Origin of the sequence: Embleya sp. NPDC050493 (assembly GCF_044458105.1) — a bacterium.
Lineage (GTDB): Bacteria > Actinomycetota > Actinomycetes > Streptomycetales > Streptomycetaceae > Embleya.
This window is the reverse complement of record NZ_JBITHP010000003.1, coordinates 494,444-515,192: the sequence shown is the minus strand read 5'-3', so window position 1 is coordinate 515,192 and position 20,749 is coordinate 494,444. Positions and strand designations below refer to the sequence as shown.

The window sequence follows — 20,749 nt, the reverse complement described above, 5'->3', positions numbered from 1 at the left end:
GTCACTCGAAGTCGGTCGCGTCCCGGGTGCCGGCCGCCGCGTACGAGGACGGGTCGGCGGCCGGGTCGCGGATCAGGGTGAGGGTGTAGGACTCGATGGCGGTGACCAGGAGGCGAGACAGGCGGCGCCGGGGGCGCATCCCGGCGCAAGGCGGAATGGGCGCGCCCCGCCAAGGTTCACACCTCGGCGGCCAGTCGCCAACCGGCAACCGGCAACCGGCAACCGGCAACCGGCAACCGGCAACCGGCACATCATCGACTGCCGGGGGACGTGGTCAGGCCGGCTGCCACAGCTCGATCCGGTTGCCCTCGGGATCGGTGACCCAGCCGAATCGACCGACTCCCGCCATGTCCTGCGTCGCCGTGGTCACGTCCGCTCCCTTGGCGCGCAGCTGGGCGAGCATCGCATCCAGGTCGCGGACCCGGAAGTTGATCATGGTTTGCTGGGTACGGGACCCGAAGTAGTCGGTCTCCGACTCGAACGTTGCCACCACCGTCGGCCCGGCTTCCTGATGCCACAGGCCGTTCTCGTCGGTGTCGAGACCCAGGCAATCGCGATACCACGCGCCCAGCGCCACCGGGTCGGCGGCACGCACGAAGTAGCCACCGATTCCAAGCACGTGTTCCATGTCGCCATCCTGCCAGGACGGCGACCGAGCAGGCCGGCGCCACGCCATCGTCCATGCCGGACGGCGGGCTCCTCCTCCCGTCGGTCGCGCATCGTCCCTGCGACCTTGCGGCCACCGGCGTCGCGGTGATGGGTTCGAGTTCGGCGACCGACTCCAAGTGCCCGGCCGGGGCCGGACATCCGCGCACGAGGAAGGCCGGGAGGCGGCCACTCACCGCGCTCCCGGCCTTCCGATCGGGTGGGCTACTTGAGCCCGTTGTCGACCGCGGTCATCAGCACTCCGGTGTCTCCGCTCATCTCCCAGAGCATTGCGCCCAGGAGGTTCCTGGTGCGGAGCCAGGCCGTCTTCTTACCGATGGACCACGCGTCGTCGAAGGTCCACCATTGGCCGTTGTTGCCGGTGTAGCCGTAGGTCGACACCGACTGCTCGTCGTGGTAGACGGTCAGGTTCGGTACCGACGCGATCAGGTTGGCGTAGCCCCTGGTGCCGGACTCCTCCGGGAACTGCCCCGGTGCGGCACCGTTGGCGGCCTGCCATTCACCGTGCGCCCCACCGTCCGTGACCTGTTGCCAGCCACGACCGTAGAAGGCGAGCCCGAGCACCAGCTTGCGCGGGTCGACGCCCTGGTCCAGGTAGTACTGGACGGTGGATTCCACGCTGAACTTGGTCGGGTACGGGTCCCCCGCGTCGACGTACAGGTTGCCCTGGTCGCCGGTGCGGTTGGGTTCCCAGCTGTTGTCGCTGCCGGAACCGTGGAAGTCGTAGCCCTGGACGTTGGCGAAGTCCATGTAGTCGAACACGCTGGGCGTGCCGTCCCGAGTGCTGATGTCCCAACCCGCGTCGATCTTGCCGGGGTCGGCCGGGGTGAACGCGGTGAGCAGGTAGTGCTTGCCCGTGGTCGTGGTCAGCGCTTCCATCTGCTTGCGGAACTCGGCCATCAGCAGGGTCAGGTTGTTCTTGTCGGCGGTCGAGATGTGGTTGCCGGCGTGACCCTCGGAGCCGGGCCACTCCCAGTCGATGTCGAACCCGTCGAAGACACCCGCCGCGACACCGGTTCCGCCGCGTCCGTTGGTCACCGGCAGGTTGCCCTTGATGTACATGTCCACGCAGGACTTCACGAACTTCTGCCGCGACGCTTCGGTCTTGGCGGCGTCCGAGAAGTACTTGCTGTACGTCCAGCCGCCGATCGAGATCAGCGTCTTCAACTTCGGGTACTTGGCCTTGAGTTGCAGCAGCTGGTTGTAGCTTCCGGCCAGCGGCTGGTTCCAGGTGTCGGCGGTCCCGTTCACGGACTCGCCCGCGCCGACCGAACGTTCGTAGTCGGCCCACGAATCGCCCGCGCCGTCACCCTGGTTGGGGTCCTGCGGCCCCGGGGTGGTGGCTCGGGTGACCCCGTTGAGGCAGGTCAAATTGGTGGGATCGATGTTGGAGAAGGCGTAGTTGAGGTGGGTCAGCTTGGCCGCTGCGCCGGAGGTGTCCAGCGACTTCATCGTGTAGGCGCGTCCGTAGATGCCCCACTGTACGAAGTAGCCCACGCGCGCGTAGTCGTTGCCGGGGGTGCCCCCACCGGTGGTCTTGACCGTGAGCGGCGCACTGGCCGGCCCGGTCTGGTCGAGGGTGTCCCGGGCGACCACCGTGTACGTGTACGTGGTGTTCGCGGTCAGGCCGGTGTCCCCGTAGCCGGTGGTGGTCACCGTCGCGAGCTTGGTCGCGCCTCGGTAGACGTCGTAGTTCTTGATGCCGTGATCGTCGGTTGCCGCCGCCCAGTTGAGCGTCAGCGAGGTGTCGGTGACCGCGCTCGCCTGGGGAGTGCCCGGCGCGGTCGGCGGGTTGTCGGTGCCACCGCCCGTCGGCTTGGTGCGCAGCGTGGCGGAGGGGCTTGCCGGGCCGGTCTGGCCGATGGTGTCCCGCGCGACGATCTTGTACGCGTACGCGGTGTCGGCGCTCAGGCCGGTGTCGGTGTAGGCGGTTCCGGTGGCCGTGCCGACCACCGTGGCGCCTCGGTAGACGTCGTAGTTCTGGACGCCCTTGTCGTCGGTGGCCGCCGTCCAACTCAGCGAGATCGAGTCGACGGTGGTCGCGGTGGCGGTGGGTTGCCCCGGCGCCGTCGGCGGGTTGTCCGTCGGCGGTGCGCCGTCGCAGGGGCCGCCATTGACCTTGCAGTTGCCGGGACTTCCGGGGCCGGAGCCGACGAAGCCGAACTTGGCACTGGCTCCGGGCGCGAGCGAGCCATTGTACTCACGGTTCTTCGCGGTGATGTGCGAACCGGACTTGGTGATCAACGTGTCCCAGTACGCGCCCACGGAGGTGCCGGTGGGGAAGTCCCACTCGACGGTCCAGGCCGTGATGGCGGTGGTTCCGGTGTTCTTGATCGTCCACTCCGCCTGGAAGCCGCCGCCCCAGTCGGAGGTCTTGGCGAACGTTGCGGTCGCGCCCGCGGCAGCCTGCGCGGGCGCGGCCGACAGGCCGACCATCGCAGCGAGCGGGAGAAGCAGGGCGGCACAGATCGCGATGAATCTCTTGCCTGGTTTGGTGCGTTTGGTGCGCCTCACGGTACCGATGGCCATGGGTGCTCCTGGACTTGGGATCCGATGGAGAACCTGCGCCCCACAATGAGCCGGGATGCCCGGCTCACACAGTAGAGCGAGCGTAATGAAGGTCTGGACCAATAATCAAGGTCTAGACCAGTAGGGATCATCGGAAACCGGGATCGATCGGAATCCGCACGCCCGGGCGGCATCGTGACGAGCGCGCGGGGCGGCGAGAGCGAAGCGGCGGGAAGGCGAAACCGATCCGATCCGATTCGATCGCGGGCGAGCGGGCGGGCGAGTCGGCGCGGGCACACGGACGGACGCGCGCAGGGCGGGCGCGAATGTACGCGAGCGGGCACGCCTGCGGACGCGCGGGCACGCGGGCACGCGGGCACGCGGGCGGGCGCCCGGGCGCGAGCACGCCGGCGGACATGCGGGCACGCGGGCACGCGGGCACGCGGGCACGCGGGCGCAGACGCGAGCACACACCCGGGCGCGGGCACGCGCGAACGGGACACGCAAGCGCAAGGCGAACGGCCCTACCCCCGCCCCCGCTTCCCCGCCGACGGCTGCCGTTTCGTTGGCCACACTCGATGTTCGACAGGCCTTCACGCAAAATGTGATTTGTGACATGGTACATGTCACGCGGTGGTCCGGACGCTCCCCTTCCGGTCCCCCGCCGCACCAACTGCCGCGCCACCGTTGCGTTTCAGGCGAGGCAGGGACCAGGACCACGCTCGCGCCGATCCCGAAGTCCCCGGAGCGGGACCGGCGACGAACCGCTCATGCCGTGGCACCACCCCTCATCCGGAGGCACGCATCGGCGTGACCTCTGTTCCGCAAGGAGACGGTCTTTGCGAACCAACCTGGCACGACAGGGACTTCGCCGCGTCGCGGTGGTCACCATCTCCCTCGCCATGGGCTTCGGATTGTTCACCCAGCCCGGATCGGCCGCCCCCTCCGATCCGGTCGCGGCGACATCGACGGCCCCGGCGACCTCCACGTCGACCTCCACCCCCTCCTCCGTCCCCGGACCGTCGGCCGGCACCGCCCCCAGCGCCCCGGCCGACCAACTCCCGCACACCCAGGGCAAACCGCTACCGGTACCCGACCGACCCCCGCTGTCCGCGTCCGCGTCGGCCACCGCCCGACGCGACTACGACGACCCGTCGGCCGCGGTACTTCCGGCCCGCCCGTCCATGGCCGCCGAGCAACGCGTCGCTGCGGCGGCGACCTGCACGGTCGCCGACTTCGCAAGTCGCACCGGCGCCGCGCTCGTTCAGCAGATCAAGGCGTCGACCACGGACTGCGTCAACACGCTGTTCTCGGTCACCGGGCCCGACGCCTACTCGATCTTCCGTGAGGCCCAGATGACCACGGTCGCCTACGCCCTGCGCGACCTGGCCGGCACCTACCCGGGCAACGGCAGCACCGGCGCCCCGCAGGTCGTACTCTTCCTGCGGGCCGGCTACTACGTGCACTGGTACAACCAGTCCACCGTGGGCACTTACGGCCCCACGCTGCAGACCGCCATCCGGTCGGGGCTGGACGCCTTCTACGCCAATCCGCACTCCTCCGACGTCACCGACGCCAACGGCGAGACGCTGGCCGAGGCGGTCACCCTGATCGACAGCGCCGAGCAGAACGCCCGCTACCTGTACGTCGTCAAGCGCCTGTTGGCCGGCTACAACAGCTCGTACGACGCGTCCTGGTGGATGAAGGCCGCGGTCAACAACAGCTTCACCGTGCTGTTCCGCGGCCACCAGGTCCCCGAGTTCGTCACCGCCGTGCAGGCCGACCCGAGCATCGTCGACGCGGTCGACGCGTTCGTGACCGCGCACCGCGACCTGCTCGGCACCGACCGCGGGTACCTGACCACCAACGCGGGCCGCGAACTGGTCCGGTTCGTCCAGTACCCGACCCTCCAGGCCAAGGTGCGCCCGAAGGTGCGCACGCATCTGCAAGCCACCTCGATCACCGGGCCGACCGCGTCGTTGTGGGTCGCACTGGCCGAGGGCACGGACTTCTACGACAAGGCACAGTGCGCCTATTACGACACCTGCAACCTGCAGGCTCGGCTGACCGCGGCCGTGCTGACCGTCGACTACACGTGCAGTGCCGGCATCCGGATCCGCGCGCAGGAGATGACCGCGGCCAACCTCACCGCCGCGTGCACCAGCCTGCGCAACCAGGACGCCTACTTCCACGGCGTGGTCGCGGACAACGGTCCCGTCGCCAACGACCGCAACTCCACCATCGAGGTCGTGGTCTTCGATTCCAGCTACGACTACCAGACCTACGCCGGCGCGATCTTCGGCATCGACACCAACAACGGCGGCATGTACCTGGAGGGCGACCCGAGCGCGGCCGGCAACCAGCCGCGCTTCATCGCCTACGAGGCCGAGTGGACGCGCCCCGCGTTCGAGATCTGGAACCTCAACCACGAGTACACGCACTACCTCGACGGCCGCTTCGACATGGCCGGCGACTTCGACGCCGGCGTCACCACCCCGACCATCTGGTGGATCGAGGGCTTCGCCGAGTACGTCTCCTACTCCTACCGCAATCTGCCCTACGACGCGGCGATCACCGAAGCGGGCAAGCACACCTACGCGTTGAGCACGGTCTTCGACACCACCTACTCCCACGACACGACCCGCATCTACCGCTGGGGCTACCTCGGGGTGCGCTACATGCTGCAAAAGCACCCTGCGGACATCACCCGGCTGCTGGGCTACTACCGGGCCGGCGACTGGAACGGCGCCCGCTCGTTCCTGACGAGCACCATCGGCACCCGCTACGACAGCGACTGGTACACGTGGCTGGCGGCCTGCGCGGCGGGCGACTGCGGCGGCGGTACTCCCGCCAACCGTCCGCCGGTGGCCGAGTTCACCAGCGCCGTCAACGGCACCACGGTCGCCTTCACCGACACCTCCACCGACCCCGACGGCACGATCGCCTCGCGGGCCTGGGACTTCGGCGACGGCACCACCTCGACCGCGGCCAACCCGACCAGGAACTATGCCGCCGGCACCTACACCGTGCGGCTGACCGTGACCGACAACCGAGGCGCCACCGCGAACGTCACGCACACCGTCACGGTCACCGGCGGCGGTGGCGGCGCCGAGTGCACCGACCCCGACCCCCGCGTACTGGGCAAGAACTGCCGGCGCAGCGGCCTGTCGGCGACGGCCGGCGGGAACGACAAGCTGTACTTCTACATCTACATCCCGGCGGGTACCGCCCGTCTGAACATCACCACCGCCGGTGGTACCGGCAACGCCGACCTCTACTACAACAGTGACGTGTGGGCCACGAACACCGCCTACACCAGCAAGTCCACCGCGACCGGAAATGCCGAGACGTTGACCATCACGGCACCTCCCGAGGGCTACCACTACATCACCCTCCACGCGAAGCAGACCTTCGCCGGCACGTCGGTCACCACCGCCTACTGACCGAACGCGCACCACCCGGTCGACGACACGCACCACGAGTCGACAACGCGCACCACGAGTCGCGCGGCCCACACCGGGCGGCGACGGGACCCCACCGGGTCTCGTCGCCGCCCGTCGTCGTCGACTCGCGTCGCCCGTCACCGACCCCCGTCGCCCGCCGTGGACTCGCGTAGCCCGCTGCCGACTCGCGCACGAACGGCTCGGGCCCGAACACCACCTGCCGATGGGTGTGCGACTGCGGCTCCCTCCCTCAGCTGAGAGCAATTCGGCGACCGTGCCCCAGAGTTCGATACGTGCACCGGCGCGCCGAGGTCAACCGACCGCCGCCGGGCGGGCCGGCAACCGATCCGCCGCCCGCGCCCAGACGCCCGTATCGCCCCGCGGCTCGTACCGGCGCAGCGGCTGGGTCTCCCGCAACAACCGGCGCAGGTCGGCCAGTGAACCGGTCACGCTCCCCGCGGCCCGGGCCTGCACGAGCAGGTTGCCCAGCGCCGCCGCCTCGGTCGGCCCGGCCACCACCGGCAATCCGCATGCGTCGGCGGTCACCTGGCACAGCAGCGAGTTCAACGCCCCACCGCCGACCACGTGCACGACGTCGACCGCGTGCCCCGCCAGGCGTTGCGCATCCAGCACCGCGCCCCGGTAGGCGAGCGCCAGGCTGTCCACGATGCAGCGCACCAGCTCACCGGGCGTCCCGGGCACCGGCTCGCCCGCCTCCCGACAGGCCCCCTCGATCCGGTCCGGCATGTCGCCGGGCGCCAGGAAGGCCGGGTCGCCCGCGTCCACCAGCGATCGCAGCGCCGGCACCCGCGCCGCGTCGTCGAGCAGCCGCTCCAGCGAGTGCGGCCTGCCCGTTCGGTCCCAGTGCCGCATGCACTCCTGAAGCAGCCACAACCCCATCACGTTGCGCAGATAGCGCACGGTGCCGTCGACACCCAACTCATTGGTGAAGTTGGCCCGTCGACTCTCCTCGGTGAGCACCGGCGCGTCGAGTTCGACACCGACCAGCGACCATGTGCCGCTGGAGATGTACGCGAACCGACTGCCGTGTGCGGGCACCCCGACCACCGCCGACGCGGTGTCGTGCGACCCGACGGCGGTGACCCGTACGGGTCCGCGCAGCCCGGTCTCGGCGAGCACCTGCGCGGTGAGCGCGCCCGCCGCCTCGCCGGGCAGGCGAAGTGGCGCGAACAACTGCGGATCCAGGCCGAGCGCGGTCGTGATCCTGCTCGACCAGCACCCGGTGACAGGATCCAGAAGCTGGGTGGTGGAGGCGTTGGTCACCTCGGTGCCGGCAACTCCCGTCAACCAGTACGAGATCAGGTCCGGGATCAGCAACACCTGCCGGGCGGCCGCGAATTGCGGGGTGTCGGATGCCGCGACGAGCTGATGGACCGTGTTGAAACTCGCGTGCTGGATGCCGGTGATCGTGTACAGCTCCGTCGCGGCCACGCGGGCGTACACCCGGTCGGGTACCGCGTCGGTGCGCGTATCGCGGTAGTGCACCGGATTGCCGAGCAGCGCACCGTCGGCGTCCAGCAGCCCGAAGTCGACCGCCCACGCGTCGATTCCCACGCTCACCGGCGGGCCGGCCGTGCGTCCGGCGGCCCGAAGCCCGTCGAGGACGCCCGCGTACAGCGCGAGCACGTCCCAGTGCAACGTCCCGCCGACCCGCACGGGCCGATTGACGAACCGATGGGCCTCACTCACGGTCAGCGAATCCGGTCCCACCCGCCCGGCCAGCACCCGGCCACTGGACGCCCCCAGATCGACAGCCACAAAACTCCGCGCCGTACGCATGCCCGACTCCCTCCCAAGCCACCGACCCGGCTCCTCCGGCCCGGCATCCCCCAGGCCACGCCGACCGAAATCCGGCGCACCTCGACCCGACCGGCGTTCACGGCCACCCACCGCCGGAGACCGAGCCATGCCGGCAGGCCCAGCCCAGCCAGCCCGACTCGACCCGACCTGAACCGACCGCGAAATGAAACGTTTCAATCCATGTCGGCGAACGTACGTCCCCATGATGGAACACGTCAAGCGCCGGCCCCTCCCCCTACACCGCCAGGCCCCGGCGCCACCGCCGGAACACGTCACGAGCCGGCTCCCCCACCCCGACCCGTCAGACGCCGGTCTCCCACACCGCGCGCCGGCTCTGCTCCCCCCGCCCGCCGATCACCACGCCGAGCACGGTCGAGGTCGGTACGTAGCCGAAGTGCCGCGAATCCTGGGTGCGCACCGCGTCCCCGCGCACCACCAGCGAACCGGGCGGCACCGCCGTTCCGTGCACCGCGTGCACCGCCGGGCGCACCTCGCTCGGCACCGGATCCCCGGACACCGCCGCGACCCGCTTGACCAGCCACCGCAGGTCGTCCTCCGCGCCGTACCGGACCGGATTGCGGAAGACGATCGCGTCGCCGCGCCGCACGGCGGTGGTCCGGCGCACGACCAGCCGCTCGCCGTCCACGAACGTCGGCGCCATGCTCATCCCGGTCACCCGCACCAGTGCCAGCCGCGAGCGCACCGCCCACCCGGCCAGCGCCGCACTCGTCGCGACCGTTCCGACGACCAGGGCCACGCGCCCGTACCCCCTCACTGCGCCTCCTCCACGATCCTGGTCGAGTCCTCGCACCGGTCCCGGTACCCGGCCGCCTGGAGCCCGAAGAGCCGGGCGTAGTGCCCGTCGGCCAAGGCCATCAGCTGGTCGTGGCGGCCCAGTTCGGTGATCCGGCCGTCGGCGAGCACGGCGATCGTGTCCGCGTCGCGCAGCGCGCCCAGCCGGTGCGACACGAGCAGGCCGGTCCGGCCCGCCCGGTGCCGGTGCAGCGCGCGGTGCACCTCGTGCTCGGCCTCCGGGTCCAGGCCCGAGCTGGGCTCGTCCAGGATCAGCAGATCCGCGTCGCCGCGCATCAACGACCGGGCCAGTGCCACCCGTTGCCACTGACCGCCGGACAGCGTGACACCGGCCGAGTCGTCGTCCTCGTCCAGGTGCACCCGGCTCAACTGGGTCCGGTAGCCGTCCGGCAGCGCGGACAGGTCCGCGTCGATGCCCGCCAGCACCGCGCTCGACCGGATCCGGGCCGCATCCTCGCGGTGGGCCAGGTCGCCGATGCCGATGTTCTCCGCCGCGGAGAGATCGTAGGTCATGTAGTCCTGGAAGGTCACCCCGATCCGGCGGCGCAGCGCGGCCACGTCCATCGTGCGGATGTCCACGCCGTCCCAGCGGATCGCGCCCCGATCCGGGTCGTAGAACCGGCAGAGCAGCTTGATCAGCGTGCTCTTGCCGGTGCCGTTGCGTCCGACCAGGCCCACGGCGGCGCCGGCGGGCACCACCAGGCTCACCCCGCGCAGTACCCACGGGCCCTGTGCGTCGTAGCGGAACCACACGTCGTCGAATTCGAGTCGTCCGCGCAGCGCCGGCACCTGTCCGGTCCCGGTCTCCAGGTCGTCGGGCGTGTCCATCAGATCCAGGAAGTGACCGAACAGGCGGATCGCCTCGGCGGCCATGCCGGCCTGGGTGATCACGCCGGTGAAGACCTGCTGGACGCCCGCCGCGGCTGCGGTGAACAACATCACGTCGCCGACGCTGAATCGGCCCTGCGCCGCGCCGGCCACCACCACGACCATGCCCAGCCCGGCCACCACCGCGTTCAGCGCGGCGAATCCGGCCTGGATCAGCATGCCCCTTCGGGCCACCGCGAGTTCGGCGTCGGTGGCCTCGCGCAGCGCCCGCACCAGGCGGCCGTGCAGGAAGTCGCCCAGCCCGAACAGCCGGATCTCCTTGGCCGCGCGCGGGTCGGTCAGCAACGACCGGTAGAACAGCCGGCGGCGCTGCTTCCCGGAGGTCAGCTCCAGCACCGCCACCTGTCGACGCGCCATCGACAACCGGGCCGGCAACGCGGCGACGCCGACCAGGAACAGCAGTCCCACCATCGGCGGCCACACGGCGAGCAGCACACCGGTGAACCCGCTCAGCGCGGCGCCGGAACGCACCACCTCCTGGCTGAACATGGTGATGTTGTGCGGCGCGTCCTCGGATGCCTGCTGGGCCAGCCGCAGCCGGTCGTGGAAGGCCGGGTCCTCGAAGCGGCGCAGTCCGCGGAACTCGTTGACCTTGGCGAACAGGTCCCGCTCGACGGTGACGACGAGCCGTCGACGCACCACCTCGTCCAGGTAACTCGCCAGTTGCATCAGCACGGCGAGCACCGCACCGAGCGTCGCGAGCGCGAGGCCGAGGGCCACCGCCCGTCCCGAGTCGGCGTGTTCGCCGCGGCCCAGCTCGTCGAAGAGCAATTTGGTCAGCCACGCGGCCAGGGCCGGGAGCACGCCGATCAGCACGGTGGCCACCAGCAACAGCACCGCGCCCACGGGCGCGGCCCTGAACTGCAACGCAAGGGCCACCTTGACCGCGCGCGGGCGCAACCGGGACCCCGGAGAGGTATCGCCCTCCGGGGTCCCGTGCGATTCCGGGATCAACAGGGGTCGCCCGGTCGGAGGGTGCAGACGCCGTTGCAGCTGTAGCGGTATTCGCGGCCGCCGCGGCAGTGGCACAGTCGGCCGACGTACTCGACGCACGCGCCGGCGCGCTTCTCCTCCCGGACCAGGCCGAGCAGCCGGTCGCCGATCGTGCCGATCGCTCGCTTCATCTCAGCCTCCGGAGTCGCGGTAGCGGCGAGGACGCCGGTCAACACCGGGTGGCGGTCTTCACGCACGGGCCGTTGCAGCTGTACACGTAGCGATAGTGGTTGCGACACACGCAGAACTGGCCGTGTTCCGGGACGCACGCCCCGGCTCGCTTCTCGCGGAGGACGAGTCCCAACAGCTTGTCGCCCATGGTGCCGATCACACGGTTCATCGTGGACCTTCCATTGAAGGGTCGAATCGACGGAAGCGGGGTGTGCTTCTGCCGGAGGCGACGCTAAACCCTTCGTCAGCCGAGTCGCAAGAGATGGCGAGTACCTCGAATCAATGAATACCGTGATTGTTTCGAGCCGTCGCCGAGTGAGCACTGTTGCCATTGGCGAGTGCGGGGATACATTTCGACGGCCGTGTTCGCCGGTCGCGCGCACATCGAGGTCGGCCGACATCCTTCGCCCTTTTGGGAGCATCCCCATGCCGTTCCTGATCGCCGCCGTCGTACTGGTCACGGTGTTGTGCCTGTTGAATCTGCTGCTCACGTTCGGCGTCATTCGCAAACTTCGCACCCAGGGTGAACAGGGTGAACACGGGCATGGCGCGCAGGACGTGGACATCTCGGACCTGGTGCTGCCGGTGGGCTCGCCGGCGCCCGCCTTCACCGCGGTCACCACCACGGGCGAGACGGTGTCCCGGGACGACTTGGGGGCCGCGCTGTTCGGCTTCTTCTCGCCGGACTGTCGGGCCTGCAAGGAGCGACTGCCGGAGTTCGTGGCGGCGGCGCGCAGGGCGGACGGCCGGCGGGTGCTCGCGGTGGTGCACGGCGACGAGGCGGAGAGTCGGGAGCAGGTCGCCGCGCTGGCCGCGGTCGCGCAGGTCGTGGTCGAACCGACCGACGGTCCACTCGGTCGCGGATTCGCGGTGACCGGATATCCGGTGTTCGGTCTGCTGGATACGGACGGCACGATCACCGCGAGCGGTTTCGACCCGAAAGCCCTTTCCGCACCGGTGCGCACCGCCGCCTGACGCACCACCGCCGGATTCGACCGATTCGGCCGGGCGCGATCGGATTCCGACAAGATCCTTTTCCGGCCCGGCCCATTCCCGGCCGTGATCATTGTCGGCGGGTAATTCGATACCCCGACCGGGCGGATAGTCGAGGGCCGCGGATGCGTTGCCGCATGCAAATTCGCAAAGTATTACCGGAATCAAATATCCGCCGGCGTGAATCCTATGCGGCGACCTTCGACAATCGGGTCCTCGTCGTCGAGTACACCGGCGCCGACTTCGACACCGCGTGCCGCGGCTGGGGCGCCAAGCTCTCCATCGTGCTCCGCGACCGACAGGTCACCGCTCCGGGCAACGCGGAGCACGTGTACGCGAAGTGCCGACCGCACGCGATGTCACCGCCCGCCGCGCCGGCCGGATCCGACGGCCCCGGCCGGCGCGGCGCCGGGTCACACCCGGGCGTGGGTGGTGATGTCCTGCTCGAACATCTCGACCATGCTCGCGGTCACCGTGGGTCGGGACTGGGCGAGGGCGTCCAGGTAGTCCTCGGTGTGTGCACCGGGCCCGTCGGCGGTCGCGGACTCGTCGAACAGGTCGCGCTCGAACGACGCCTGGGCGGCGATCCGGGCGGCGTGGCCAATGTCGGCGGGTGTGAGCAACTCGCTGGCCGCCACCAGCGCGTCCAGGTCCACATCCGGACGGGCCGATGCGTACCGGGTCCACATCGCCCGCCGCGCGTCCGCGTCCGGCGTGCCCACCGGAATGATGTAGTCGAACCGGCCCGGCCGCAGGAAGGCCGGGTCCAGCGAGCGCACCGAGTTGGTCGCGCACACCAGCAGCCGATCGCCGTGTTCGCGGAACGCCGGGATCAGCTTGAGCAGTTCGTTGGTCACCGCGTGGCCGGCACTGGGCCGGGCGTGCCGGACCGGCGCGATCTCCTCGACCTCGTCGATGAACACCACGATCCGCTCCAGCCTGGCCAGCCGCCCGAACGCCTCGCGCAGCGCGGCGGCCAGGTTGCCGCCGTCGGCCAGCCGCGAGGGCAGCAGTTCCACGAACGGCCAGCCCAGGCGCGAGGCGATCGCCCGGGCGAAGGTGGTCTTGCCGGTGCCGGGCGGGCCGAACAGCGCGATTGCACTGGGCGGTTCCACGCCGTGCCGCAGCGCGCGCTCGGGATCCGCCAGCGGCAGCACCACACGCCGCTCGATCAGGTTCTTCTCCACCTCCATGCCGGCCACCTTCGACCACAGGTCACCCGGCAACATTCGCCCGCCGAGCCGGTCCAGGGTCTCCGCCGCGTGGTCGTCGACCGGCTCGACCTTCTCGAAGTAGGCCACCGCCGGCCGCCGCTCGTAGCCCGCGTTGCGCAGCCCCAGCTCGCGTGAGTCCTCCTCGGGCAACACGTAGGCGATCCGGCGCACCCGATCCTCGACCAACCTGCGCTCCAGCGCCAGCAGCAGCGTGCTGGTCAGCCCCAGGCCGCGCGCGGCCGGCGAGATGGCGATCCGCATCACCCAGGCCCGCCCCTCGGACACCGTGGCCAGCGCCGCGCCCACCACCGCGCCGTCCCGCCGGGCGATCACCGCCGGCTGTCGCGAGGTCAGCGCGTTGATGCACTCGGACAGCGAGAAGACCGACTCCTGGCCGAGCTCGGTCGTGGTGTCGATCAGGTGCACCACCGCCGCGAGGTCCTCCTCGCGGTAGTCCTGTATGAGCCAGACCATGAACAGCTCCATCCGTGGATCGAGTGCCTCGACGAATGGCAAACACTAGGGAGCACCGCCGCGCCGCGAACGCGTCGTTGTGTACAAGTGCGGACCCGAACTTGGTCACCCTGTGAATGGACACCTCGCGAAGGACCTGCGACACGCGCGCCGGACGAAAGCCCGGCGACCGCGTTCGGGGCCCGGGGCACAATGGGCTCGACCGCTCGACCGCTCGACCGATCTCGTCCGCGCCGTCCGGCCCGCTCGGGCCGCCCGACCCCCACGGAGAACAGATGACCGTCTCGTCCGCGTCCGGCCCCGCCCACGCGTCCGGTGTCTTCCCGATCGGCGGCGACCTGCCGGTGCGCCGGCTCGGGTTCGGCGCCATGCAGCTCACCGGGACCGGCGTCTGGGGCGAGCCCAAGGACCGCCGAGAGGCGATCCGGGTGCTGCGCCGCGCCGTCGAACTCGGGGTGAACCTGATCGACACGGCCGACTCGTACGGCCCCTTCGTCAGCGAACAGATCATCCGCGAGGCCCTGCACCCGTATGCCGAGGACGTGGTGATCGCCACTAAGGGCGGCTTCGCCCGCACCGGACCCGGCGAGTGGCGCGCCCTCGGCCGGCCCGAATACCTGCGCCAGCAGACCGAACTGAGCCTGCGCCACCTCGGTCTGGACCGGATCGATCTCTACCAGCTGCACCGGATCGACCCGCAGGTCCCGCTCGCGGACCAGCTCGGCGAACTCGGCGCGTTGCAGCGCGAGGGCAAGATCCGGCACATCGGCCTGTCCGAGGTCACCGTGGAGCAGCTGCGCCAGGCCCGCGAGATCGTCGAGATCGTCTCCGTGCAGAACCTGTACAACCTGGCCAACCGCAAGGCCGAGAGCGTGCTCGACTACGCGGCGACCGAGAACATCGCGTTCATCCCGTGGTTCCCCATGGCCACCGGGGAACTCGCCCGGCCGGGCGGCCCGTTGGACCGGCTCGCGAAGGAACACGGCGCCGCACCCTCACAGTTGGCGCTGGCCTGGCTGCTGCACCGCTCCCCGGTGCTGCTGCCGATCCCGGGCACCTCCAGCGTCGCGCACCTGGAGGAGAACACCGAGGCGGCCCGGATCGAACTGTCCGACGAGCAGTTCGAGGCCCTGTCGGCCGCGGTCTGAGCCGATCGCGGCCGGGCCGGACCGTCCCGTCCACCGGGACAGTCCGGCCCGGCCACACCTCCCGGACCGGCCACAACTCCCGGCTCGGCCACGTCACACGACCCGCCGCCGCGCGCCGGCTCGACCGCGTCACCTCGGCCCGGCCGAATCCGGGTCAGTCCTCTTTCGGCGTGATCCGCACACTCCACCCGTCCTCGATCTCCGCCCCGTCGATGGTGATCGCCTCGACCGTGCGCGACGTCGGGTCGATGTCGGCCACCACGCCCTCGCCCGCATAGCGCGGATGTCCCGAGGCGCCGATCTCGCCGGTGGCCTCGACCACGGCCGAGCGCACCGCCGGCCCTCGCGCCTCGGCGGGCATGTCCTGGGCGTTGTACGGGAGGATCTCGATCTCGAAGCGTTCCATCCCGAGCCCATGCCCGCGGTCGGGCCGGCGCAAGCCACCCGGTCGGCCGTACGGCATGCCGTCGATCCCCCGGGCACCATGACGCAGGACTGAAGTCGCCCCTCGCCGGGCCGCCCCGAAACACCCTGTATCCGCCATTGCAGCACGCCGCCCGGCACCGGCCGGCGCGGCGGGTCCATGAACGCGCCGCAGCCCCACGGGGTGCCGGTGAGCACCAGGTCGCCGGGTTCGAGGGTGAAGGCGCGCGAGCAGTGGGACAACAACTCGGCGATGCCGAAGACCATTTCGACGGTGGAGGAGTTCTGCACGGTCTCCGCGTTGACCCGGGTGCGCAGCACCAGCGCCTGCGGGTCGGCCAGTTCGTCGCGAGTGGCCAGGACCGGCCCGAGCGGGCAGAAGGTGTCCAGGCTCTCGCCGCGCACCCACTGGCCGTCGCCGAATTGCAGGTCGCGGGCGGAGACGTCGTTGGCGACCGTGTACCCGGCGATCGCGGCCATCGCCTCGTCCTTGTCCGCGCATCGCAGCGGGCGGCCGATCACCACGCCGAGTTCGACCTCCCAGTCGACGTCCACGGTCACCGTTCCGTCTAGCGGAACGTGATTCCATATGGCGTGGTGAGTAAAACAACGAGCCGCCGAAGATCTCAAGAGACCCCCGAACCGGCGAGTTGCCGGTTCGGGGGTCTCGGGTAATTCACTTATCGTGCAGGGCGGTTGCCGCACGGTGGGTACGGTTTCGGGTGTGCTGCCGGTGCGCGGGCGGCAAACCCGAGGCGCGGCCGGGTCGTTTCGGCCGGTCCGGCACGTGAGACACCGCAAGCCGGTCCGGATCCTGTCCGGCGGATCGTGTGGGGCCGTCGAGATCCGCCGGACAGGGCCTAACCGACCGCGCCGGCCCATTCCGCAACGCGTGAGCGCAGTGCCTCGGCCAGCTCCGCCATCCGCGCCGAGGTCATCCGCGACTTCAGCCCGGTCACGCTGATCGCGGCCACCGGCGCCGACCGGCCCAGGAACAGCGGCACCGCCACACACCGCAGCCCCACCTCGTTCTCCTCCAGGTCGGTCGCGTACCCGCGGGCCCGCACCTCCTCCAGCTCGGCGGCCAGTTTCGGCACCGACGTGACCGTGTGCCGAGTCGCCGCGCGCAGCGGCAGCCGTGGCGCCGCCCAGGCCCGCAGCGCCTCGTCCGTCGGATACGTCCAGGCCAGCAGGGCCTTGCCGACTCCCGTGCTGTGCGCGGGATTTCGGCCGCCGATCACGGACGAGAGCTTGATCGCCCCGGAGGCCTCGACCTTGTCCAGGTAGACCACCTCGCCGGCGTCCAGGGTCGCCACGTGCACGGTCTCGTCGGTCACCCGGCGCAGCTCCGCGAGCAGCGGATGCACCATCGAGCGCAGGTCGATGTCGTCGTGGAAGCGGAACGCGGTCGCCAGCAGCCGACTGCCGATGAAGTACGGGCCGTTGACCTCGGGTTGGGCGGCGAAACCCCGGTACTTGAGCGCGCCGAGCAGCCGGTGCAGCGTGCTCTTGGGCAGGTCCAGATCACCCGCGAGTTCCTCCAGGGTGATGCCTCGGGGCATTTCCCCCATACGCATCAGGATCCGCAGGGCCCGATCCACGCTGATCACGGGCGAATCGCTGGTGCCGGTCAAGGTACCCCCCAGTGACGAGGCAATAATGGGACGTCGTTCCGCACAACGGAATGATAGACCGTTTCGCGCAACGCTGATACCGTCCCGGCTCATCGGAGCCCACGGAGGGGAACTATTGCGCGGACTCGTCGACAAGCGGGTGCCGGTCGGCGGCGGAAGCCGCGGCATCGGCCTCGCCGCCGCCCGCCGCTTCCCGGAGGAGGGCTGCCGCGTCTTCGTCGGCGGAAAGCGCGCCGACCCGGCCGACCGGATGCCCGCCGGATCCACCCGCCCCACCCGAGAGAGAGCACGTCGCATGCCCCTGTCCACGGACCTGATCGACCGCCTGGCCGCGATCGTCGGCGCCGAACACGTCCGGCACGCCGCCGGTGATCTCGTGCCCTACGCGCGCGACGCCACGCCCCTGTTCGACCGGCTCCCGGACGCCGTGGTCTTTCCCGCCGACACCGCCGAGGTGGCCGCGGTATTGCGGCTGGCCACCGAGCACCGCATCCCGGTCGTCCCCCGCGGCGCCGGTTCCAACCTGTGCGCGGCCACCGTCGCCCTGGACGGCGGCATCGTGTTGGTCACCACCCGGATGAACACGATCCGCGAGGTCAGCCCCGCCGAGCTGCTCGCCGTGGTGCAACCCGGCGTGACCACCGCCGCACTCGCGAGCGCCGTCGCCGAACACGGCCTGCTGTTCCCGCCCGACCCGGGCAGCCGCACGGTATCCACCGTCGGCGGCAACGTGGCCACGTGCGCGGGCGGGCTGCGCGGACTCAAGTACGGCGTCACCCGCAACTACGTGCTGGGCCTGGAGGCGGTGCTGCCCACCGGCGAGGTGATCCGCACCGGCGGCCGGCTGTGGAAGGACGTGGCCGGCTACGACCTGACCCGGCTGCTCACCGGGTCGGAGGGCACCCTCGCGGTGATCACCGAGATCACCATGGCCCTGCTGCCCGCGCCCGCCGACACGGGCACCGGCATCGCCTACTTCCCCGACCTGGCCCACGCCGGCCGTGCGGTCGCCGACATCCTCTCCGCCGGCATCGTGCCCGCGACCCTGGAGTTCCTGGACCGGCGCTGCATCGGCGCGGTCGAGGACTTCGCCCACCTGGGCCTGCGTACGGACGCGGGCGCACTGTTGTTGTTCGGCGACGACGGCGCGCCGGACGCGGTGCGCCGCGACCTCGCCCGGATGGCCGACCTGTGCGACCGGGCCGGCGCAAGCGAGTGGACCCTGGCCGAGGACGTCGCCGGCGCCGAGGCGCTGCTCACCGCACGCCGCTGTTCGCTGCCCGCGCTGTCCCGACTCGGCTCGCTCACCATCCTGGAGGACGCCACCGTCCCGCGCCCGCGGATCGCCGAGATGGTCGACCGGATCGACGCCATCGCGGACCGACACACGGTCACCATCGCCACCTTCGGCCACGCCGGCGACGGCAATCTGCACCCGACCTGCGTGGTGGCCGACCCGCAGGACACCGAGTCGATCGAGCGTGCCCACGCCGCCTTCGACGACATCTTCCGCACCGCGATCGAACTGGGCGGCACGATCACCGGCGAACACGGCGTCGGCGCCGCCAAGCTGCCCCACCTGCGGGCCCAGCTCGGCGACGAGCAACTGGATCTGCTGCGCCGGATCAAGTCGGCCTTCGATCCCGCCCGCATCCTCAATCCCGGAAAGCTCGGCTCATGACCGGTGTGTTCGATCCCGAGGAACTCTCCCGCTGCATCTCCTGCGGCTTCTGTCTGCCCGCGTGCCCGACCTACGCCGAGACCGGGGACGAGGCGTCCTCGCCGCGCGGCCGGATCAATCTGATGCGCGCCCTGGAGACCGGCCGTCTGGACGCCGACGACCCGACCCTGCTCGAACAATCCTCGGCCTGCCTGGGCTGCCGGGCCTGCGAACCGGTCTGTCCCGCCGGCGTCCCGTACGGCTCGCTGCTCGAACAATGGCGCGAGCACCAGTGGCGCGGCCGGCGCAGGCCGCCGCTCGCCCGGCTGCTGACCGTCGTGGTGAGCATGCCCCCCGTGGTGCGAGTCATGGGATGGGGGCGCTTCGTGCTGCCGGCCGGGAGAGCGAAACACGATCCGGCGAAGTCCGGACGAAGGACCGAGCGGGCCGCGACCGCACCGCCGGCGTCCTCCGCGTCCGGCACCTCCGTGCCCGCGCCCGACCCCGACGCGGGCACGGGTGCCTCGCTCATGCTCGGTTGTTTCGAACGGGCCATGTTCCCCAAGGTCGCCCGCGCCGCACGCACCCTGCTGCCCGGCCTCGCGGTACCCGACGACCAGGGTTGCTGCGGCGCGCTGCACGCGCACAACGGCGAGCTGAAGAAGGGACGCGCGCTCGCCCGCCGGTTGGGCGAGCGGCTGCCCGGCCGGATCGTCACCACCTCCGGCGGCTGCGCCGCGCACCTGGCCGACGTCATCGGCCGTGATCGGGTCGCCGAACTGTCCGAGGCGATCGACCCGGCCACGCTCACCGCGCATGCGCCGGCCGGGCACCGGATCAAGGTCACCCTCCAGGACTCGTGCCACCTGCGCAACGGCCTGAGCGTCTGGCGCGAGCCGCGGGCGTTGCTCGCGCGAGTGGCCGACTTCGTGGAGACCCCGGGCGCCGCCGAATGTTGCGGCGCGGCCGGCACGTACGCCCTGCTGCGGCCGGCCGCGTCCCGACGCATCCTCGACCGCAAGCTCGACGCGATCGAGGCGACCGGCGCCGAGGTCGTGATCGCGGTCAACCCCGGCTGCCTGCGCCAACTGCGCACCGGCCTGCGTCGGCGCGGGTCGCGGGTGCGCGCGATGCACCTCGCCGAGTTCCTCACCGCGTTCCACGCGCCGCCGACCCCCGCGGCCGGCGACCCGATGGCGGGCTGAGGCCAGGGGAGCCGGGGCCCGATGCGGCGCACGCAACTTCATAGGGGGAGCCGCGTGCGCCGTACCAGCTCCCGCCGCCGGCCCGATGCGGCAGGGACGGCAGACACGGCAGGCACCAGGCTCGGCCCAAAGAATCACCGGCCATATAGGGGTAATTCGGACAATACTTTGCCGACGCATGACGCACGTCACATCGTGCATACCGTTCGTCAGGAGCTCGCACACACCGTGAACCGAGTTTCCCGGATTCTCACCCTCTGCGATTCACCGGTAAACATTGAGTGAGCATTTCGGGCACAATGCGTACGGAGATCGGGACTTTAAGTCCCGTTATTCCACCCTTAAGACCCGATTCTTCGGTTTCGGCGAATCGTGATGTTTGGTTCCGCGCCGGGGGTGTGCGTAGCTTGGTGCTTCGCCACACCGGTCCGGTGCTCGGCGAAATGGTCTCCCGGTTCGCCGAATCCTGCCGCCGGAGCGAGGCCACGGTACGAAACCCGAAAGGCAGGAGCGGGGGAACCAAGTGGAATGCCGTCCCGGGCGTCTGTGACACAGACGCCCATGCGGACGGCTTGGGGTGAAGCCGTGCCCGTCCCTCTCATTCGAGGGTCGAACACGGCCGGGCGAGACTCTCCAGCCCGAATCCGACAGCTCACTTCGTAGGCGTGGGAGAAGGAAAAATCTTCGTGCAGTCG

At 70.5% G+C, this 20,749-nt stretch carries 16 protein-coding genes, 1 pseudogene and 1 riboswitch; of the genes and pseudogenes, 5 read left to right on the top strand and 12 right to left on the bottom strand.

What is annotated here, in order from left to right:
- Position 1 precedes the first annotated feature (1 nt).
- The 3 genes from ACIBM5_RS09035 to ACIBM5_RS09025 all read right to left on the bottom strand — a co-directional run bounded on the left by ACIBM5_RS09035 (position 2) and on the right by ACIBM5_RS09025 (position 3,195).
- Positions 2–139, bottom strand: a complete 138-nt coding sequence (locus ACIBM5_RS09035) for a hypothetical protein (protein WP_396006157.1) — start codon at positions 137–139, stop codon at positions 2–4.
- Between the two features lie 135 nt (positions 140–274).
- A complete protein-coding gene (locus ACIBM5_RS09030; protein WP_391583998.1) occupies positions 275–628 on the bottom strand; it encodes a VOC family protein in 354 nt (117 codons plus the stop codon).
- 242 nt (positions 629–870) lie between these two features.
- A complete protein-coding gene (locus ACIBM5_RS09025; protein WP_396006156.1) occupies positions 871–3,195 on the bottom strand; it encodes a glycosyl hydrolase family 18 protein in 2,325 nt (774 codons plus the stop codon).
- An 818-nt stretch (positions 3,196–4,013) separates the two neighbouring features.
- Here ACIBM5_RS09025 and ACIBM5_RS09020 point away from each other — a divergent pair.
- On the top strand, positions 4,014–6,617 hold the full coding sequence (locus tag ACIBM5_RS09020; protein WP_396006155.1) for a collagenase: 2,604 nt from the start codon (positions 4,014–4,016) through the stop codon (positions 6,615–6,617).
- Between the two features lie 312 nt (positions 6,618–6,929).
- Here the strand turns inward: ACIBM5_RS09020 and ACIBM5_RS09015 are convergent, their stop codons facing one another.
- The 5 genes from ACIBM5_RS09015 to ACIBM5_RS08995 all read right to left on the bottom strand — a co-directional run bounded on the left by ACIBM5_RS09015 (position 6,930) and on the right by ACIBM5_RS08995 (position 11,472).
- Positions 6,930–8,417 carry a rhamnulokinase family protein gene (locus tag ACIBM5_RS09015; protein ID WP_396006154.1) on the bottom strand — a complete coding sequence of 496 codons (1,488 nt, stop codon included), beginning with the start codon at positions 8,415–8,417 and terminating at the stop codon, positions 6,930–6,932.
- Positions 8,418–8,739: 322 nt separating this feature from the next.
- Positions 8,740–9,213 (bottom strand): S26 family signal peptidase, encoded by a 474-nt coding sequence (locus tag ACIBM5_RS09010; RefSeq protein ID WP_396006153.1) that lies wholly within the window; start codon positions 9,211–9,213, stop codon positions 8,740–8,742.
- Positions 9,210–11,006 carry an ABC transporter ATP-binding protein gene (locus ACIBM5_RS09005; RefSeq protein WP_396006152.1) on the bottom strand — a complete coding sequence of 599 codons (1,797 nt, stop codon included), beginning with the start codon at positions 11,004–11,006 and terminating at the stop codon, positions 9,210–9,212. Before ACIBM5_RS09005 ends, ACIBM5_RS09010 begins: the two co-directional genes overlap by 4 nt.
- A gap of 83 nt (positions 11,007–11,089) precedes the next feature.
- Positions 11,090–11,263 (bottom strand): hypothetical protein, encoded by a 174-nt coding sequence (locus ACIBM5_RS09000; protein ID WP_396006151.1) that lies wholly within the window; start codon positions 11,261–11,263, stop codon positions 11,090–11,092.
- A 38-nt stretch (positions 11,264–11,301) separates the two neighbouring features.
- Positions 11,302–11,472, bottom strand: coding sequence for a hypothetical protein (locus ACIBM5_RS08995; RefSeq protein WP_391584005.1), 171 nt, complete (start codon positions 11,470–11,472; stop codon positions 11,302–11,304).
- Between the two features lie 257 nt (positions 11,473–11,729).
- Between ACIBM5_RS08995 and ACIBM5_RS08990 the strand changes: the two genes are divergently transcribed.
- Positions 11,730–12,278 carry a TlpA family protein disulfide reductase gene (locus ACIBM5_RS08990; protein ID WP_396006150.1) on the top strand — a complete coding sequence of 183 codons (549 nt, stop codon included), beginning with the start codon at positions 11,730–11,732 and terminating at the stop codon, positions 12,276–12,278.
- A 431-nt stretch (positions 12,279–12,709) separates the two neighbouring features.
- On the opposite strand, the gene ACIBM5_RS08985 is transcribed toward ACIBM5_RS08990, so the two are convergent.
- Positions 12,710–13,984 (bottom strand): ATP-binding protein, encoded by a 1,275-nt coding sequence (locus tag ACIBM5_RS08985; protein ID WP_391584007.1) that lies wholly within the window; start codon positions 13,982–13,984, stop codon positions 12,710–12,712.
- A 275-nt stretch (positions 13,985–14,259) separates the two neighbouring features.
- Between ACIBM5_RS08985 and ACIBM5_RS08980 the strand changes: the two genes are divergently transcribed.
- Entirely contained in the window at positions 14,260–15,132 is an 873-nt protein-coding gene (locus tag ACIBM5_RS08980; RefSeq protein ID WP_396006149.1) for an aldo/keto reductase, read from the top strand.
- A gap of 154 nt (positions 15,133–15,286) precedes the next feature.
- On the opposite strand, the gene ACIBM5_RS08975 is transcribed toward ACIBM5_RS08980, so the two are convergent.
- The 3 genes and pseudogenes from ACIBM5_RS08975 to ACIBM5_RS08965 all read right to left on the bottom strand — a co-directional run bounded on the left by ACIBM5_RS08975 (position 15,287) and on the right by ACIBM5_RS08965 (position 17,189).
- Entirely contained in the window at positions 15,287–15,538 is a 252-nt protein-coding gene (locus tag ACIBM5_RS08975) for a hypothetical protein (RefSeq protein ID WP_396006148.1), read from the bottom strand.
- A 182-nt stretch (positions 15,539–15,720) separates the two neighbouring features.
- A pseudogene (locus ACIBM5_RS08970) lies at positions 15,721–16,437 on the bottom strand (fumarylacetoacetate hydrolase family protein); the annotation flags it as partial.
- Positions 16,416–17,189, bottom strand: coding sequence for an IclR family transcriptional regulator (locus ACIBM5_RS08965; protein ID WP_396006147.1), 774 nt, complete (start codon positions 17,187–17,189; stop codon positions 16,416–16,418). The gene ACIBM5_RS08965 and the pseudogene ACIBM5_RS08970, both read right to left, overlap by 22 nt.
- A 115-nt stretch (positions 17,190–17,304) precedes the next feature.
- On the opposite strand from ACIBM5_RS08965, the gene ACIBM5_RS08960 reads away from it, so the two are divergent.
- Both ACIBM5_RS08960 and ACIBM5_RS08955 read left to right on the top strand, forming a co-directional pair.
- Positions 17,305–18,870 carry an FAD-linked oxidase C-terminal domain-containing protein gene (locus tag ACIBM5_RS08960; protein WP_396006146.1) on the top strand — a complete coding sequence of 522 codons (1,566 nt, stop codon included), beginning with the start codon at positions 17,305–17,307 and terminating at the stop codon, positions 18,868–18,870.
- Entirely contained in the window at positions 18,867–20,054 is a 1,188-nt protein-coding gene (locus ACIBM5_RS08955) for a (Fe-S)-binding protein (protein ID WP_396006145.1), read from the top strand. The genes ACIBM5_RS08960 and ACIBM5_RS08955 overlap by 4 nt, the downstream gene beginning before the upstream one ends.
- 447 nt (positions 20,055–20,501) lie before the next feature.
- Positions 20,502–20,735: riboswitch (cyclic di-AMP (ydaO/yuaA leader) on the top strand.
- Positions 20,736–20,749: the final 14 nt, after the last annotated feature.

What these genes read in the sequence shown, in the direction of transcription:
- ACIBM5_RS08975 (WP_396006148.1), bottom strand. Translation starts at nt 15,538, where the DNA reads ATGGAACGCTTCGAGATCGAGATCCTCCCGTACAACGCCCAGGACATG.
- ACIBM5_RS09030 (WP_391583998.1), bottom strand. Translation starts at nt 628, where the DNA reads ATGGAACACGTGCTTGGAATCGGTGGCTACTTCGTGCGTGCCGCCGAC.
- ACIBM5_RS08985 (WP_391584007.1), bottom strand. Translation starts at nt 13,984, where the DNA reads ATGGTCTGGCTCATACAGGACTACCGCGAGGAGGACCTCGCGGCGGTG.
- ACIBM5_RS08990 (WP_396006150.1), top strand. Translation starts at nt 11,730, where the DNA reads ATGCCGTTCCTGATCGCCGCCGTCGTACTGGTCACGGTGTTGTGCCTG.
- ACIBM5_RS08995 (WP_391584005.1), bottom strand. Translation starts at nt 11,472, where the DNA reads ATGAACCGTGTGATCGGCACCATGGGCGACAAGCTGTTGGGACTCGTC.
- ACIBM5_RS09035 (WP_396006157.1), bottom strand. Translation starts at nt 139, where the DNA reads ATGCGCCCCCGGCGCCGCCTGTCTCGCCTCCTGGTCACCGCCATCGAG.
- ACIBM5_RS09000 (WP_396006151.1), bottom strand. Translation starts at nt 11,263, where the DNA reads ATGAAGCGAGCGATCGGCACGATCGGCGACCGGCTGCTCGGCCTGGTC.
- ACIBM5_RS08980 (WP_396006149.1), top strand. Translation starts at nt 14,260, where the DNA reads ATGACCGTCTCGTCCGCGTCCGGCCCCGCCCACGCGTCCGGTGTCTTC.
- ACIBM5_RS09015 (WP_396006154.1), bottom strand. Translation starts at nt 8,417, where the DNA reads ATGCGTACGGCGCGGAGTTTTGTGGCTGTCGATCTGGGGGCGTCCAGT.
- ACIBM5_RS09025 (WP_396006156.1), bottom strand. Translation starts at nt 3,195, where the DNA reads ATGGCCATCGGTACCGTGAGGCGCACCAAACGCACCAAACCAGGCAAG.
- ACIBM5_RS08955 (WP_396006145.1), top strand. Translation starts at nt 18,867, where the DNA reads ATGACCGGTGTGTTCGATCCCGAGGAACTCTCCCGCTGCATCTCCTGC.